Annotated in this window: 15 protein-coding genes; 14 read left to right on the top strand and 1 reads right to left on the bottom strand. The window is 56.5% G+C overall.

Going from position 1 to position 15,346, the window contains the following annotated elements; all coding sequences use genetic code 11:
• The first annotated feature begins 29 nt into the window (after nt 1–29).
• Both DK872_RS20900 and DK872_RS20895 read left to right on the top strand, forming a co-directional pair.
• Complete coding sequence (locus DK872_RS20900; protein ID WP_233218382.1) at nt 30–491, top strand: Rap1a/Tai family immunity protein; 462 nt, start codon at nt 30–32, stop codon at nt 489–491.
• A complete protein-coding gene (locus tag DK872_RS20895; protein WP_107146652.1) occupies nt 488–982 on the top strand; it encodes a T6SS effector amidase Tae4 family protein in 495 nt (164 codons plus the stop codon). Before DK872_RS20900 ends, DK872_RS20895 begins: the two co-directional genes overlap by 4 nt.
• A gap of 61 nt (nt 983–1,043) precedes the next feature.
• On the opposite strand, the gene DK872_RS20890 is transcribed toward DK872_RS20895, so the two are convergent.
• Nucleotides 1,044–1,253, bottom strand: coding sequence for a hypothetical protein (locus DK872_RS20890; protein ID WP_035887412.1), 210 nt, complete (start codon nt 1,251–1,253; stop codon nt 1,044–1,046).
• Between the two features lie 264 nt (nt 1,254–1,517).
• On the opposite strand from DK872_RS20890, the gene DK872_RS20885 reads away from it, so the two are divergent.
• The 12 genes from DK872_RS20885 to DK872_RS20830 all read left to right on the top strand — a co-directional run bounded on the left by DK872_RS20885 (nt 1,518) and on the right by DK872_RS20830 (nt 15,213).
• Nucleotides 1,518–2,000: a type VI secretion system tube protein Hcp gene (locus DK872_RS20885; protein ID WP_017457017.1), complete on the top strand. Its 483-nt coding sequence runs from the start codon at nt 1,518–1,520 to the stop codon at nt 1,998–2,000.
• Between the two features lie 155 nt (nt 2,001–2,155).
• Complete coding sequence (locus DK872_RS20880) at nt 2,156–2,551, top strand: putative T6SS immunity periplasmic lipoprotein (RefSeq protein ID WP_007371681.1); 396 nt, start codon at nt 2,156–2,158, stop codon at nt 2,549–2,551.
• Between the two features lie 125 nt (nt 2,552–2,676).
• Nucleotides 2,677–4,464 (top strand): type VI secretion system-associated FHA domain protein TagH, encoded by a 1,788-nt coding sequence (tagH, locus tag DK872_RS20875; RefSeq protein WP_161518788.1) that lies wholly within the window; start codon nt 2,677–2,679, stop codon nt 4,462–4,464.
• Complete coding sequence (locus DK872_RS20870; RefSeq protein ID WP_007371684.1) at nt 4,461–5,255, top strand: PP2C family serine/threonine-protein phosphatase; 795 nt, start codon at nt 4,461–4,463, stop codon at nt 5,253–5,255. The genes tagH and DK872_RS20870 overlap by 4 nt, the downstream gene beginning before the upstream one ends.
• A gap of 20 nt (nt 5,256–5,275) precedes the next feature.
• Nucleotides 5,276–6,265 carry a hypothetical protein gene (locus DK872_RS20865; protein WP_007371685.1) on the top strand — a complete coding sequence of 330 codons (990 nt, stop codon included), beginning with the start codon at nt 5,276–5,278 and terminating at the stop codon, nt 6,263–6,265.
• A 9-nt stretch (nt 6,266–6,274) separates the two neighbouring features.
• The gene (locus DK872_RS20860; RefSeq protein WP_161518787.1) at nt 6,275–7,087 is read left to right on the top strand and encodes a type VI secretion system accessory protein TagJ; all 813 of its coding nucleotides are present in this window, start codon (nt 6,275–6,277) and stop codon (nt 7,085–7,087) included.
• On the top strand, nt 7,080–7,649 hold the full coding sequence (gene tssE / locus DK872_RS20855) for a type VI secretion system baseplate subunit TssE (protein WP_007371687.1): 570 nt from the start codon (nt 7,080–7,082) through the stop codon (nt 7,647–7,649). Before DK872_RS20860 ends, tssE begins: the two co-directional genes overlap by 8 nt.
• Nucleotides 7,650–7,651: 2 nt before the next feature.
• Nucleotides 7,652–9,523 carry a type VI secretion system baseplate subunit TssF gene (gene tssF, locus DK872_RS20850; RefSeq protein ID WP_007371688.1) on the top strand — a complete coding sequence of 624 codons (1,872 nt, stop codon included), beginning with the start codon at nt 7,652–7,654 and terminating at the stop codon, nt 9,521–9,523.
• Complete coding sequence (gene tssG, locus DK872_RS20845) at nt 9,520–10,563, top strand: type VI secretion system baseplate subunit TssG (protein WP_161518786.1); 1,044 nt, start codon at nt 9,520–9,522, stop codon at nt 10,561–10,563. Before tssF ends, tssG begins: the two co-directional genes overlap by 4 nt.
• Before the next feature lie 44 nt (nt 10,564–10,607).
• A complete protein-coding gene (tssH, locus tag DK872_RS20840) occupies nt 10,608–13,220 on the top strand; it encodes a type VI secretion system ATPase TssH (protein ID WP_161518785.1) in 2,613 nt (870 codons plus the stop codon).
• Between the two features lie 26 nt (nt 13,221–13,246).
• Complete coding sequence (locus DK872_RS20835; RefSeq protein WP_007371691.1) at nt 13,247–14,683, top strand: serine/threonine-protein kinase; 1,437 nt, start codon at nt 13,247–13,249, stop codon at nt 14,681–14,683.
• Nucleotides 14,684–14,832: 149 nt separating this feature from the next.
• Nucleotides 14,833–15,213 carry a DcrB-related protein gene (locus DK872_RS20830; RefSeq protein ID WP_035887397.1) on the top strand — a complete coding sequence of 127 codons (381 nt, stop codon included), beginning with the start codon at nt 14,833–14,835 and terminating at the stop codon, nt 15,211–15,213.
• Nucleotides 15,214–15,346: the final 133 nt, after the last annotated feature.

The following is a 15,346-nucleotide window of genomic DNA, read 5'->3' as shown; positions in this document are numbered from 1 at the left end:
AGGTGCCGCAGGCAGGATGTGCCTGCGGCATGAAGGATTTCATAACAGAAGGATATGCGATGAATCTATATCGAATAGCTGTTAGCAGTCTGCTGGTTTTCTCAACCCTGGTTTTAGCAGAAACACAAACTTATCAATACCCTCGGGCCCAATCATTACCGGAAGATGATACCTCTGTATTTCCACGCGATCCGTCTCTGTTAACCGGGCACGATGTGAATTTGACTGCCGAACGTTTTTTTAATGCCTGGAGCAATAAAGATAACGAGCGAGAACGTATCAAAGCGGATATGTATTTTCTCGGGGTGTTGGATGCAACGGAAGGGAAAGCGTGGTGTGGGTATAAGAAGATACTGCCGGGTTCTGCCCATGAGCACGTTTTCTCGCGTCTGGCAAAGCTGAGTACTGAACAGCGTAAACAACCTGCCGCCAACTTTATTGTTGAGTCGATGAAGGAATTTCTGCCTTGCAAAAAAGGGAGCCAAAAATGAGACCGTTATACGAGCAATTAAAAAAGCAGCATTACTCATCAAATGATACCCGCGCAGGATATGTTGCTCCCGATGTTTTATTTTCGGAAATTGGCTATGACTATAACGATTTAATACGGCAAGGCGAGCAATATAAGAATACCTGTGCCGTAAGAATGAGTTTGGCTCTGCTGAAATGTAACATCGAATTTGCGGGGCGTTTTACAATAAAAAATGGCCCGTATAAAGGCAAGAAATTTGAAATGGGTGCCAAATTGCTGGCCGACCAATTAAATCGGGCTGATGTTTTTGGTAAAGCGGAAATCTACACCGATAAAGTCCAGGGCGGGCGAGCACTGTTAAAACGCCGGGGTGTAGTATTCTTTAATAAAATTGAGGGGTACGGTGGGGGGCATATCGATATGCTGGAACCGCTGACCAGCAACTCTTTTCTCTGTAATTCGGACTGTTATCCGTATTGTCAGGAAATCTGGTTTTGGGAATTAAAATAGTTGCTATTATTGCCGCATCCATAGCGATTTACGCCGTCGCGGAAAAAATAAAATCGAAGATTTAATTTTTCCGGTAAAACTTAATAGAAAAGGTAAAGGCAACAATCACGACGAGTAAAAATACCGCCTTGCCGAAGAGGGTTCCTGTGGCAGCAAGTGTGAAAGTTTCATAGCGGGCGACATTAAACACTGACTCAATAATATCAATAAAAGTGTAGATGCCGACGACCGCGAAAAGGCAGATCAATAATAGCGCAATACCCTTTTTCATTTTATGACCATCCAGGTTAATAGAAGACAAAAGGGGGATTTTAGGTAGCGCTGTCAGCATTGTCTAGTGCTATGCGGACAACAACAGTGACGAGTTTTCAATTTCCTGCAATACGCGGGAAAGTGAAAAACTGTACGGCTCCCGGCTGTACAGCAACGAGGCAGAGGTAAAATATGGACGGTTTTATTCGGCCCCATGCTTACCCGTTTGCCATATAAGCGCTTTTTCGAAAGCAATATTTATCATTAACGAAGAGTAAATATTATGGCTATTGATATGTTTCTGAAGGTCGATGGAGTTACGGGTGAATCTAAAGACTCTAACCACACCGGCTGGACTGATATCACATCTTTTTCCTGGGGTGCTTCACAGCCAGGGAATATGAGTGTTGGCGGTGGCGGCGGTGCCGGTAAAGTCAATTTCAACGACCTTCACGTAAATGCACTCATTGATAAATCCACGACGGCTATCCTGAAACACTGCGCCAGCGGTAAGCACCTGACCAAGGTTGAGCTTTCCGTCTGCAAAGCCGGTGGTCAGCAGGTTGAATACGCACGTATCACGCTGGAAGATGTGCTGGTGACGTCTGTTCAGTACACCGGTGCGGATAACGGCGACACCGTGGGTGTGACCTATGCATTCCAGGCTGCGAAAGTGAAACAGCAGTACTGGGAGCAGTCTTCTTCCGGCGGTAAAGGTGCTGAAACCAGCGCTGGCTGGAACATCAAGGAAAACAAAGAAGCGTAATGCTGCTCTCTTTTTGACGCGCATTACGGCAGGCACAGAGCAGCGGCTCTGTGCCTGTATCCGCAAAAAGACATTATTGAGCCTGATGGTAAACAGAAATATATTATCGTGCTTGAGTTAATTCTTAAGCGTTACCGGGGCAGGAAAGCCTGGTTATGAATAAAATAGGGTTGACGAGCCTGGTGTTAATCACGCTGAGCGGTTGTCAGAGCCATCCGCCGCAATATGCTTCTGCGGGGGTGGAAATAAAAGATAACCAGCCGTGCTTCAGTATGACACCCTTGTCCTCCACGGCGCTTGTTGCCACAGCGCCCACCATTAATAAACTGAATGGCAGCGAATGGCAGACGATGACATCACCCGCGAACTGGCAACCAACACGCGTTATTTCTGCCAGCCATTGCACCGTCTGGCCTGACATCAACTGGCAGGCTGGTATTTACGATGTGGTGTTTAAAGTGAGTGATGGCAATAACGCAACGCGTTATGCAACCCGTTTTATGTTGACCCGCTCCGCGCAAGGTGAGCTTACGGTGCAAAAACAAGAATAAACGAGCGAAGTTTTGCTCCGGTGGGCTGCTCCGGGGCCACTGAAATCATATTCAGGTATTCAAACGCAGCCGCTTTATGGAAAACGGCGCCGTTTGAGTGCACATAACTCCAGCAGGAATATGCTATGCGATTCACGATTATTACCAGTAAACCCGGTCATCAGCCGCCGCAAAGCCGCTGCGACTTTTATCCGCCTGGCGGCACTATCGGCCGCGGCACTGATAACAACCTGGTGCTGCCGGATAACGACCGCTCCATCTCTCGCTTACAGGCGATTGTTCATATCGCTGGTAATGGCGAGTGTCGCATTACCAATCGCGGCAATGTGACCCGCGTAGTGCTGAATGATATTCCCCTGGAACGTGGCCGTCAGGTCGAATTGCAGGATGGCGATATTCTGGGCATTGATGAATACCGTATCGAAGTTACCGAGCTGATTCAGGATACGCAGCCGGTAAGCCGTATGGCGGAGGAGATGTATCCGAAGCACGTTCAGCCGCAAGTGGCCAAACCTGCGCCCGCGCCGACACCGAAAAGCGTAGCGGAAAACGCCCCGGCGTCAGTGCCAACGGAAATCTGGGACAGCCTGATGCAGGAGTTCTCCATCTCCGACAGCATCTCCAGCAACCGGGCGAAAACGCCGGAAGCGCAAAATCTGAACCCTTTTGCCGCGCCGAAAGAGCCGGAACGTAACCCGGAAGATCCGCTCTCGCTGTTGAATAACAACGAGCCGCTGGTGACGCCGAAAACGCTCGCTTCCGATCAGCTGTTTAACGATGAACAGCTCTTTAAAAATGACAGCATCTTTAACGACGTCACGCCATCCGCACTGGTGCCCCCGGTTGATCGGGCTGCGCAAAAACCTGCGCCGGAAGCGGATGAACTGGATCCGCTGGCGCTGTTTGGCGGCAGCAGCACGTCGGCGGCACGCAGCGACGATCCGCTTGGGCTGTTAAGCGGCGCAGTGCCGCTGGCGCATGCGGATGAGATTGTTCCGGCGAAACCCGCCGAGCCAATCATCACCGATCCGCACAGCGTGACGCCGCCGCAACAGCCGCAGCCGATCATCACCGAACTGCGCGCGGAAGATCTCAGCGGCACGCCGCTGTTCGTCGATGAAGAGCCGGAACCGGTGTCGGAGCCGCAGGATTATGCGGGTATCACGCTGCCGACGCCGCAAGCGGTACAGCGCAGCGCGGCGCAAACGCCGAAAGGGCGTCTGCGTATCGATCCGCTTCAGAGCAACAACGAAGTGCGCAGCGCGCCAGCCGCTGGCAATGGCGACAGCAGCGATGTGCTGAAAGGCGAGCTGCTGGACGCGTTACTGGAAGGTATGGGGCTTGGTGATATGCAGCCAGTGCCGCAGTTTGATAAAGAGAACATGCGTCAGCTCGGCCAGATGCTGAGCATGTTTTCCCAGGGCACCGTTGCACTGTTGTCCTCGCGCTCGATTCTGAAACGCGGCGTTAAAGCCGATATGACGATGGTGCTGGATGACGCCAACAACCCGTTCAAGCTGTTGCCGTCGGGCAAAACCGTGCTGATGCAGATGTTTGGTACGCGGATGCCTGGCTTTATGCCGCCGAAAAAATCGGTGCGCGATGCGCTGATCGACTTACAGGCGCACCAGTTAGGTATGATTTCCGGGATCCGCGCGATTATCGCCGCGATGTTGCAGTCCTTTAACCCGGAACAACTGGAAGATGACGCTAAACGCGACGGTGCCACCGCGCGTCTCGGTGTACTCTCGAACCGTAAAGCCGCTCTGTGGGACTATTTTGTGCGTACTTACGCGCAAACGGCGGGTGAAATTGACGATGACTTCCATACCCTGTTTGGCGAAGCGTTCCTCCACGCTTATGACATGGAGGTTAACCAGTACAAAGACTCACAAAGCGGATCGGAAGAATGAATATCAGCACGGCCTCCATATCCCGACAGGGCGAACGTGCCAGTAATCAGGATCAGACCGGGGAGAACATCGGCGAGCGTGCCGCCTGCTTTGTGGTGTGTGACGGCATCGCCGGGTTACCCGGTGGCGACGTAGCGGCCGCACTGGCGCGTAATACCATCATCAGCCGGTTTGATGGCGATGAGCACCTGAATGCCCAGTACATTCGTCAGTACGTCAACGATGCTAACCGCGCTATCCGCGAAGAGCAGAAAGCGGTGCAGGATTATCACCGTATGGGCACGACCATGGTAAGCCTGTTTATCGACCGGGATTATCAGCTTGCCTACTGGGCACACGCGGGCGACAGCCGCCTGTATCTCTTTCGTCGCGGCTGGCTCTATCATGTCACCACCGATCACAGCCTGGTGCAGCAGATGAAAGATGCCGGGCATCAGACCGAAGGCATCAACGGCAACTTGCTCTACTTCGCGCTGGGTCTTGGCGAAGATGAACGCGAGCCAAGCTACAGCGATGTGGTGCCGATCGAAGATGGCGATGCCTTTTTGCTCTGTACCGATGGCTTCTGGCACGGTGTCAGTGAAGAGCAGATGCAACAGTCGCTGCATATGGTGAATACGCCGGATGAGTGGCTGACGCTGATGAATCAAATCCTGCTGAAAAACAGTGTCGGGGCGCAAACCCAGCAGGACAACTATAGCGCCGTAGCGGTGTGGATGGGCACACCTCAGGAGACGACGCTACTGCATACGCTCTCTGAAGCCGCCCAGTTTTTCCCTCTTCGTGATTGATACAGCTTACAAGGACTTTTATGAAACTTTGGCTACCGGGTTTGGCTCTGCTGGCGGTGTGTGGCAGCGTACAGGCAGAAAACTACCGCATCGTGCAGTCGCCTTCGCAAAAACTGGATGTCTGGATCGATAACATTGCGGATAACACGCCGAAAAGCTGGTGCAGCAAAACGTTGCCGCTGCGTATTGTTGCCAGCGGCGATAAAAAACCTGCCGTTCTGAACAACTTCTTACCGCGCCTTGGCGCGCTGCTGGAAAACCAGTGCGGTACGCTGACGCAGGTGCACTGGAAATTGACTGACCCGCAGGGCGCGACTCTGGCTGAAGGGACGGCCGATAAAGCGAAAGAGTGGGCGCCGGTCGTCACCTCAACGGGCGCAACCGCGGCCGCTTCAACGTCCACATCCGCCGCCCTGACGCCGCCAACCGAGCGTGCTGAAGATCTCTCCCCGGCCGCTAACCGTACGCCGTGGCAGGAATTTACCCTGCAGGACGGCTGCCATCTGCGCACCTTCTGGCAGGGCGATGCCAGCGCGCCAGCGCTGTTTATTCCGGCGAAAGAGGATGGCAAATGTGAGAAGGGCGGTTGGCTGAACGGGCGCAGCGAAGTGACGCAGATCAGCAACGGCAGCGAGAAAAAGATCACCATGACCTTTGTCCACGGTTTCCCGGTGAGCGGCCTGAGCGACAGCGTTGACGCCGATCGTCTGCTGATCACCACCGTTAACAACGAGCGTATGGTCGTCAGCGAAGGCAGCCTGGCGCAGAGCTGGATGATCCTGCCCTACGTCAACAGCCTCAACGGCTGGCAGGCGAACGGCACAGTGGCGGTGGAAATCTCCCGCGATGTCGCCAGCGATGCCACTCGTTTGCAGGCGCGCCTTGATGAAGTGCGCAAAGCCTGGACGCCGTGGTTTGAACCGGGTACGCACCTTAATATTCTGCTGATCGATTCGTTGCACCCGCAGCTGCGCGATCCGGCGGTCGGGACTTACAAGACCCTGAACTAAGGAGCGGCGATGAACACCTTGTTGCAACAACTGGCAGGCGAATCCCTGCAGGAGAGCCTTGCCCGGCTGGAAAGCCGCATCCGTACCCAGCCAGGCGATGCCGATCTGCGTGCGGCTTTTGCCCAGCTTCTCTGCCTTGACGGTAACTGGCCGCGCGCGCTGGCGCAGCTGAAAAGCTGGCAGGCGCTGAAACCGCAGGCGCAACCGACGGTGACGCTGCTGGAGCAGGCGATCAACGGTGAACGCCAGCGTGCCGACGTGATGGCTGGTCGCGCCCGTCCGGTAACGCCAGATCGGCAGTGGCCGTGGCTGGCAGCGATGGTCAGCGCGCTGGACCCGGAATCCACCGAACCTGCCGCGCACCGTGAAGCCGCACTGGAGAACGCCGAGGCGAACCCCGGCCAGCTGACAACTCAGGATGGCGAAACGCACACTTTCGACTGGCTGATGGACGGTGATTGTCGCTTTGGTCCGGTCTGCGAAGCGATCGTCAATGGCCGCTATTTCTGGCTGCCGTTCAGCGCGATTGCCTCTATGCAGTTTCAGCCGCCGGCCAGCGTCACCGACTTGGTGTGGCGCCATACGCTGGTGCGTTTGCAGGATGGCAGCGAACAGGTGTGCCAGATCCCGGCGCGTTATCCGCTGGATAGCGAAGCTGAAGACCGCTTTAAACTCGCTCGCGTTACCGAGTGGCAGGCGTTACCGGGCGATGCGCCGCACTTCCTGGGCCACGGGCAAAAAGTCTGGCTCAACGACAGCGCCGAGTTCTCGCTGCTCGATCTGGTCACGCTGAGTTTCGATACGGCCGTTGCAGATGAGTAATTCCGCCCACGATGAAGAGAGCGATCTGCTGCGCAGCGGCTGGCGCTCGCGACGCGGCAAAGAGACCGTCGGCGCACGCGACAAAATGCAGCCGTCGCTGCTCGATCGCCTTACCGATGACGCGCCGGACAAAGTTCAGGAGCCGCTGAACAGTAATCTGGTCTCCCATGCCACGCTGCGACGCCACGTACTGCGTGATCTGCAGTGGTTGTTCAACACCATCAACAACGAAGCGCAGCAGGATCTGAGCGGCTTTGACGAAGTGCGCCGCTCGGTCATCAATTTTGGCGTGTCGCCGTTGGCGGGCAAGCGGATGTCGGACATCGAATGGCAGGATATCCAGCGCAAGCTGACCAACGCGATTTTGCATTTTGAACCGCGCATTTTGCCGCAGGGCTTACAGGTTCGCTGCATTTCCGATACCCAGTCGCTGGATCTGCACAACGTGTTGTCGATTGAGATCAAAGGGCGTTTGTGGTGTGTGCCGTATCCGCTGGAGTTTCTGTTCCGCACGGATGTGGATCTGGAAAACGGGCATTTCGAGCTGAAAGACGCGGGGTAATCATGGACAGCAAATTACTGGAGTACTACAACCGCGAACTGGCCTGGCTGCGCGAAATGGGCCAGGAGTTTGCCGGGCGCTATCCGAAAGTGGCCGGACGCCTCGGTATGCGCGGCATGGACGTTGCCGATCCGTATGTCGAACGCCTGATGGAGGGCTTTGCCTTCCTGACCTCCCGCGTACAACTGAAAATGGACGCCGAATTTCCCCGCTTCTCCCAGCGTCTGCTGGAGATGGTGGCACCCAACTATCTCGCGCCGACGCCGTCGATGGCGATTGCGGAGCTGACGCCGGACAGCGCGAAAGGGGATCTGAGCAATGGCTTTGTGGTGCCGCGCGGTACCATGATGGACAGCCAGGTGATGAAGAAGAATGGCGTTACCTGTAGCTATACCACCGCGCATGATGTCACGCTGTTACCGCTGAAAATCAGCCAGGTGGAACTGGGCGGCGTACCTGCCGATCTGCCGCTGGCGAAAGTTGGCCTGAGCCAGCGCGGGGCGCAAAGCGCGCTGCGTATTCGTGTGAGCTGCGATGGCCCGGTCAACCTCGGCCATCTCGATTTCGATCGCCTGGAACTGTTCCTCAGCGGCCCGGATATGCAGGCGCTGAAACTGCTGGAACTGCTGATGGGCCACCAGGTGGGCATTGTTTGCCAGTCCAACAGCGCCGGTGCGCCGTTGCAGGTGCTGGCCGATGACGCATTGCAGCAGGAAGGCTTTGCTGCCAGCCAGTCGTTGCTGCCGGACGATCTGCGCAACTTCGATGGTTACCGTCTGTTGCAGGAGTATTTCGCCTTCCCGCAGCGTTTCCTGTTTATCAGCCTTCAGGGGCTGCGCTCGATGGTGGCGCAAAGCGGCGATGCCACCTCGTTCGATATCATCATTCTGCTGGATAAAGCCGATGGGCAACTGGAGCGGGTAGTGGATAAAAACCACCTTGCGCTGCACTGCACGCCGGTGATTAACCTGTTCCCGAAAGTGGCCGAAAGGCAAAAGTTGAGCGAAAACCAGCACGAATACCACCTGGTGGTGGATAACATTCGCCCGCTCGATTACGAAATCTACGCGGTGCGCAAAATCCACGCCAGCGTCGATGGTCAGCGCGATGAGCAGACGTTTCGCCCGTTCTGGAGTAGCTGGAGCCAGGATGAAGGCAACTACGGCGCTTACTTCTCCGTGCGCCGCGAGCAGCGTGCGTTATCGGAACATGCGCAGCGCTACGGTACCCGTACCGGTTATATCGGTTCCGAAGTGTTTGCCTCGCTGGTCGATGAGCAGCATGCGCCGTGGCGCGAAGATTTACGCTATATCACCGCTGAAGTGCTGTGTACCAGCCGCGACTTACCGCTGATGTTGCAGCAGGATATGGGGCAGTTCGTGATGCCGGATTCGCTGCCGGTGAAATCCCTGCACCTGCGTAAAGGCCCGACGCCGCCGCGCCCGGCGCTGGCGGAGGGGCTAAGTACCTGGCGGTTGATCAGCCAGTTGCAGATGAACTATCTCAGCCTGATGGACGGTGATGATGGTGAAGGCGCGGCCGCGTTGCGCCAGCTTCTGGGCCTGTACACGCGACTGGCGGAAGCGCCGGTAGCGCGCCAGATCGACGGCGTGCGCCACTGCGTGCTGGAGCCGGTGCATCGTCGTGTGCCGGAGCCGGGGCCGATCGTCTTTGCTCGCGGTATTGGCATTACGCTGACGGTCGATGAGCAGGCGTTTTCCGGCTTCAGCCCGTGGCTGTTCGGCAGCGTGCTGGAGCGCGTTTTCGCCCGGCTGGTGGGTATGAACAGCTTTACCGAGTTCACCCTGAAAAGCCAGCAGCGCGGTGAAATCGGCTACTGGCCGCCGCGCATGGGCAAGAGGGCGCTGATATGAGCGAAGCCCTGACCAGCGCGCCGCAGATTGTCCGCGCCAGTTCGCTGCCGGAGACATTCTGGCAGAACGTGATGGCCACGCCGTGGCGCTACGATCTGTTCAGCCTGCTGCGGCGTATTGACGCCCGTGGCGGGGAACGTTACCCGCTCGGGCGCGCGCCGCTGCCGCGTTTTGAATCGGTGCGCATCGGGCAAAAACCGTCGCTGGGCTTTGCGCCGTCGACCCTTGCCGACGTGCGTAAGCGCGACGGTTCGCCGCTGTACGATATCTCCATTCTCAGCTTCGGGCTGTTCGGCCCGAACGGTCCGCTGCCGATCCATCTGACGGAATATGCCCGCGAACGCATCGATCACCACCAGGACGATAGCCTCAGCGCCTTTGCCGATCTGTTTCACCACCGGCTGTCGCTAATGTTTTATCGCGCATGGGCCGATGCGCAGCCGACGGTATCGCTCGACCGGGGCGACAACAAACGCTTTGAACAGTACATCGCCTCGCTAATCGGCATGGGCCTACCGGGGCAACTGGAAAAAGGCAGCCTCAGCCCGCATGCGCGTTTTGCGCTGGCCGGGCATCTGACGCGCAATGGACGCGATCCAGAAGGGCTGGAGAAGATCCTGCGCTGCTATTTCAATGTGCCGGTGTCCATTGTCGAAAACGTGCCGCAGTGGATGCCACTAAGCGAACGTGAACGTGCGCGTTTGCAGGGCGGTCGCCATGCGCCACGCCTTGGGCAGTCGGCCTTTTTGGGTAAAGCCGTGCGCGATGTGAGCCATAAGTTTCGCATCGAAATTGGCCCGCTGTCCGCCGATAGTTACCGGCGTTTCTTGCCCGGCGAAAAAGCCGTGACCGAGATGCGCGACTGGGTGCGCCAGTATCTTGGCATCGAATATGAGTGGGCGCTGCGCGTGATCCTGCGCCATGAAGATGTCGCTGGCGCCACGCTTGGCGGCACGGGTCGTCTTGGTTACAGCGCCTGGCTTGGCGCTCAGCCGCAGCCGCAGCCGCGCGGAGATTTGGTATTCAGCCCGGAAGGATAACCTTTCGTCTTATTCATCTGACGTGACAACTAACGGAATTTACAATGTCGGAAATTAGCCGCGCCGTCCTGTTCGGCAAACTCGATACGCTGTTATTTACCTCGCTGGAAAGCGCCACTGCGTTTTGCAAACTGCGTGGCAACCCCTACGTCGAGCTGGTTCACTGGCTGCACCAACTGATGCAACAGTCAGAGGGCGACCTGCAACAGGTGATCCGCCACTTTTCGCTGAATGAAGAGGCGCTGACGCGGGATATCGTCGCCGCGCTCGATAAACTGCCGCGCGGTGCAAGTTCAGTCTCCGATCTCTCGGAACATATCGATACCGCCGTTGAGCGGGCGTGGGTTTACGGTTCGCTGAAATTTGGCGTCACGCGTATTCGCGGCGGCCATCTGCTGGCGGGGATCCTGAAAACCTGGAGCCTGGCGACCGTGCTGAAAGGTATTTCGTCACAGTTTGAGCGGGTGAGTGCCGATGCGCTGCTCGACAACTTCGAGGCGATTTTCGCCAACAGTAAAGAGACGCAGCAGACGGCAACCGCCGTTGGCGATACCGCCGCCGCGCCGCAACAGCAGGGCACGCTGGCGCAATACGGACAGGATCTGACGGCCAGAGCGCGCGACGGCAAAATCGATCCGGTGGTGGGCCGCGACGAAGAGATCCGCCAGATGGTCGATATTTTGATGCGTCGCCGCCAGAACAACCCACTGTTAACCGGCGAAGCCGGGGTCGGAAAAACGGCGGTAGTGGAAGGGTTAGCGCTGCGCATTGCTGCAGGCGATGTGCCGGAACCGCTGGCGAACGTGCAACTGTGGCTACTGGATATCGGCATGTTGCAGGCGGGCGCGGGCATGAAAGGCGAGTTCGAAGCGCGGCTGCAAGCGCTGATCAACGAAGTGCAATCCAGCCCGACACCGATCATTCTGTTTATCGACGAAATTCACACCCTGATTGGCGCTGGCGGCCAGCAGGGCACTGGCGATGCCGCCAACCTGCTGAAACCGGCGCTGGCGCGCGGACAGTTGCGCACCATCGGCGCGACCACCTGGGCGGAATATAAGAAATACATTGAGAAAGATCCGGCATTAACCCGTCGCTTCCAGACCGTGCAGGTTGCCGAGCCGGATGAAGAGAAAGCGGTATTAATGCTGCGCAGCACGGTTTCCGCGCTGGAGAAACACCATCGCGTGTTGCTGCTTGATGAAGCGGTTGTCGCCGCCGTGAAGCTCTCTCACCGCTACATTCCGGCGCGTCAGTTGCCGGATAAAGCCGTGGCGCTGCTCGATACGGCCTGCGCCCGCGTCGCCGTCAGCCAGAGCGCGCCGCCGCCGCAGCTGGAGGATTGCCTGCACCGCATTGCTGCGCTGGAGGTGGAGATTGAGATTGCCAACCGCGAAGCGAAAATGGCGGCTGGCGACAGCGGGCGGGTAGAGAAATTAACCGCCGCGCGTCAACAGCAGGAACAACTGCGCAATGAGCTGACGCAGCGTTGGCAGCAGGAGCAGGCGCTGGTTGATGCCATCATCGCGCTGCGCGCACAGTTGCATACCGCAGCGGAAGAAGAGCTGGCCGCTTTACGTGATTCGCTGGCGCAGCAGCAACAGGCGCTTAAAACATTGCAGGGCGACACGCCGCTGCTGTTCACTTCGGTTGATGCCAACGTGGTAGCCGCGGTGGTCTCCGACTGGACCGGCATTCCGCTGGGACGGATGGTGAAAAATGAAATCGATGCGGTGCTGAAACTGGCGGATACGCTGAATGAACGCGTGATCGGCCAGCGCCACGGTCTGGAGTTGATCGCCAAACGCGTGCGCACCTCGCGCGCCCGCCTCGACGATCCGAACAAACCGGTCGGCGTGTTTATGCTCTGCGGTCCTTCCGGCGTAGGCAAAACCGAAACTGCGCTGGCGCTGGCGGAATCGCTGTATGGCGGCGAGCAGAACGTTATCACCATCAATATGAGCGAGTTCCAGGAAGCGCATACCGTCTCGACGCTGAAAGGCGCACCTCCGGGCTACGTCGGTTATGGCGAAGGCGGCGTGTTAACCGAAGCCGTGCGCCGTCGCCCTTACAGCGTGGTACTGCTGGATGAGATCGAAAAAGCGCATCCGGACGTGCATGAAATCTTCTTCCAGGTGTTTGATAAAGGCTGGATGGAAGATGGCGAAGGCCGCCATATCGATTTTCGCAATACCATCATCATTCTGACCTCGAATGTTGGCACCGAGTTGATTACCGGCATGTGCGCCGATCCGGAACTGATGCCGGAACCGGACGCGCTGCGTGATGCACTGCGTCCGCCGCTGCTGCAGGTTTTCCCGCCCGCGTTGCTTGGGCGATTGCTGGTGGTGCCTTATTTCCCGCTCAGCGACGAGATGCTGGCGCAGATTGTGCGTTTGCAGCTTAAGCGTATTCAGCGCCGTCTGGAGGAGAACCACGGTATTGTCTCGGAAATCGATGACAGCGTGGTCGGGCAGATTGTGGCACGCTGTACCGAAGTTGAATCAGGCGGCCGTATGGTGGACGCCATCCTTACGAACACTCTGCTGCCAATGATGAGCCAGCTATTACTCGACGCCAGTGCGCGGGACGAGCAATATAAGCGCTTACGTGTCACGCTCGAGCAGGGTGAGTTTCACTGTCAGTTTGCGGCGTAAAGCCATTATCAAGAGAGTTTTCCACTATGACGGATCACGATAACAACCGGAGTGTACCGAATGCACTGCCGCCAGGATATCGCTTCAACGAGTTCGAAATTAAAGAAGTGATTGGCGGCGGTGGTTTTGGCATCGTCTATCGCGCCTGGGATCATCAGCTTGAACGTACCATCGCGATTAAAGAGTTTATGCCCTCTTCACTGGCTGTACGCAACGACGACATGACGCTGGTGCTGCGCAGCGAGCGTTTTAGCAAAGCTTTTACCGCCGGGCTGAACAGTTTTATCCAGGAAGCACGTCTGCTGGCACGTTTTAACCACCCGAACCTGCTGCACGTGCTGCGTTTTTGGGTGCAGAACGATACCGCTTATATGGGCACGGTGTTCTACAGCGGCACCACGCTTTCCCGCCTGCGCGAGAAAAACCCAACGCTGATTAACGAAGCCTGGATCCGCCGCATGCTGCCGATGCTGCTGGGTGCCATCAAAACCATCCATGACGAAGGGTATCTGCATCGCGATATCTCGCTGGATAACATTCAGATCCAGGATAACGGTTTGCCGGTGCTGCTCGATTTCGGCTCCGCGCGTCGCAGTATTGGTTCTGTTTCGGACGAAACGGAAACCATGCTGCGTCCGGGCTATGCGCCGATCGAACAATACACCGACGACAACGAAAGCGAGCAGGGGCCGTGGACTGATATTTACGCCCTTGGTGCGGTGCTGCATACGCTGATTATCGGCTCGCCGCCGCCGGTCAGCGTGGTGCGCAGCATTCAGGACACCTATATGCCGCTGGTACAGCGCAACCTGCCGGGGTACACCCCTTCGCTGTTGCAGGCGGTGGATCGCGCGCTGGCGTTGAAGATGGAAGATCGTCCGCAGACTGTGGATGAATTCGCTGCGCTGATTGAGATGCCGGTTGCCGGGCTTGGCGATGTGATGAGCGTTAAACAGCCGGGCACCATGCTGGTACCGGTTGAAGAGGCAGACGAAAAACCGGCGGCACCGGGCTGGCAACGCTACAAATTGCCAGGCCTGGTGGCGGCAGGTGTGATTGTCGGGATAATCGCCGGGGCAATGTTGTTTGGCGGCAGTTCAGCGCCGGAAGACGCGGCGCAGACCGCCAGCGTGACGCCGGAAGAACAACCCGCACAGCCGGTACAGCAGCCTGCGCGGGAAGCACCTGCTGTGCAGACGCCGCCAGCGCAGACCGCAGCGCAAAGCGCCGAGCCGGTGGTCAGCCAGACGCCTGTCGCGCAACTTTTTGTGCGCATGAAAGAGGGCGAAAAACTGAGCCTTAATGGTGAAGCGCAGTCGGTTTCTCCGGCGACCAATGGTTTTGCCTCACTGAAACTGCAACCCGGTCGTTACGAAGTGCTCCTGCAGGGGAATGGTCAGAGCCGCAGTCAGACCATTACTATTGCTAAACCGGGTACCTGGTTAATTAATCCACAACCTTAACCAACACTATTTCGCCGGGTAATATTGTGCCCGGCAAAACGCGGGGAGAATTATCTCCCCCACATCTCTCTCGCATTACAAATAATGTGATGTCGTCCTGTTTCGATCGTTACGGTTGTATTGCCCGACATATTAAAAAAGACAGAGCCATGAATTTATTAACACACAGCAACAACGGTGACAGTGAATTTACGTTTGTCGTGTCTCGATCCAGTGCTCAACCCGATGATAAAGTTCATACCGTCGCCGCAAAAAAAGCACGTGAGTTGGAAATAACCCTCACAGATTTTCATCTTGAATCTTCACAAATGCTGGAAGTGGACGGTTATCCCGCCGTCGAACTTTTTTATCAATTCAAAAATGATAACCGCGTTATTTATCAGCGCCAGACGTTAATTTTACTGGATGATGCGGTTTCCGGGAAAAAGATGGTCAGCTATGTAGGCACCTGTCCAGGTGAATTCAGTGAATATCATCAAAAACAATACCAGGAAATTATCCAGAGCATTAAATTTCATCGCGCAAAATAAAACATATCAGTGATGCAGTTATTATCGCTGAGATAAACTTAATTACGGATGCAACGTTATGGTGAACAGAATATCGGTCAGGCTGCCCGTGGAGGGGCTGCTTTTCTGGAAACTCTCCGGGCGCGAGGCGCTG

Origin of the sequence: Kosakonia sp. MH5 (genome assembly GCF_009935945.1) — a bacterium.
Taxonomy (GTDB): Bacteria; Pseudomonadota; Gammaproteobacteria; order Enterobacterales; family Enterobacteriaceae; genus Kosakonia; species Kosakonia radicincitans.
The sequence above is the reverse complement of the archived record's forward strand: the minus strand, read 5'-3'. Positions and strand labels throughout refer to the sequence as shown.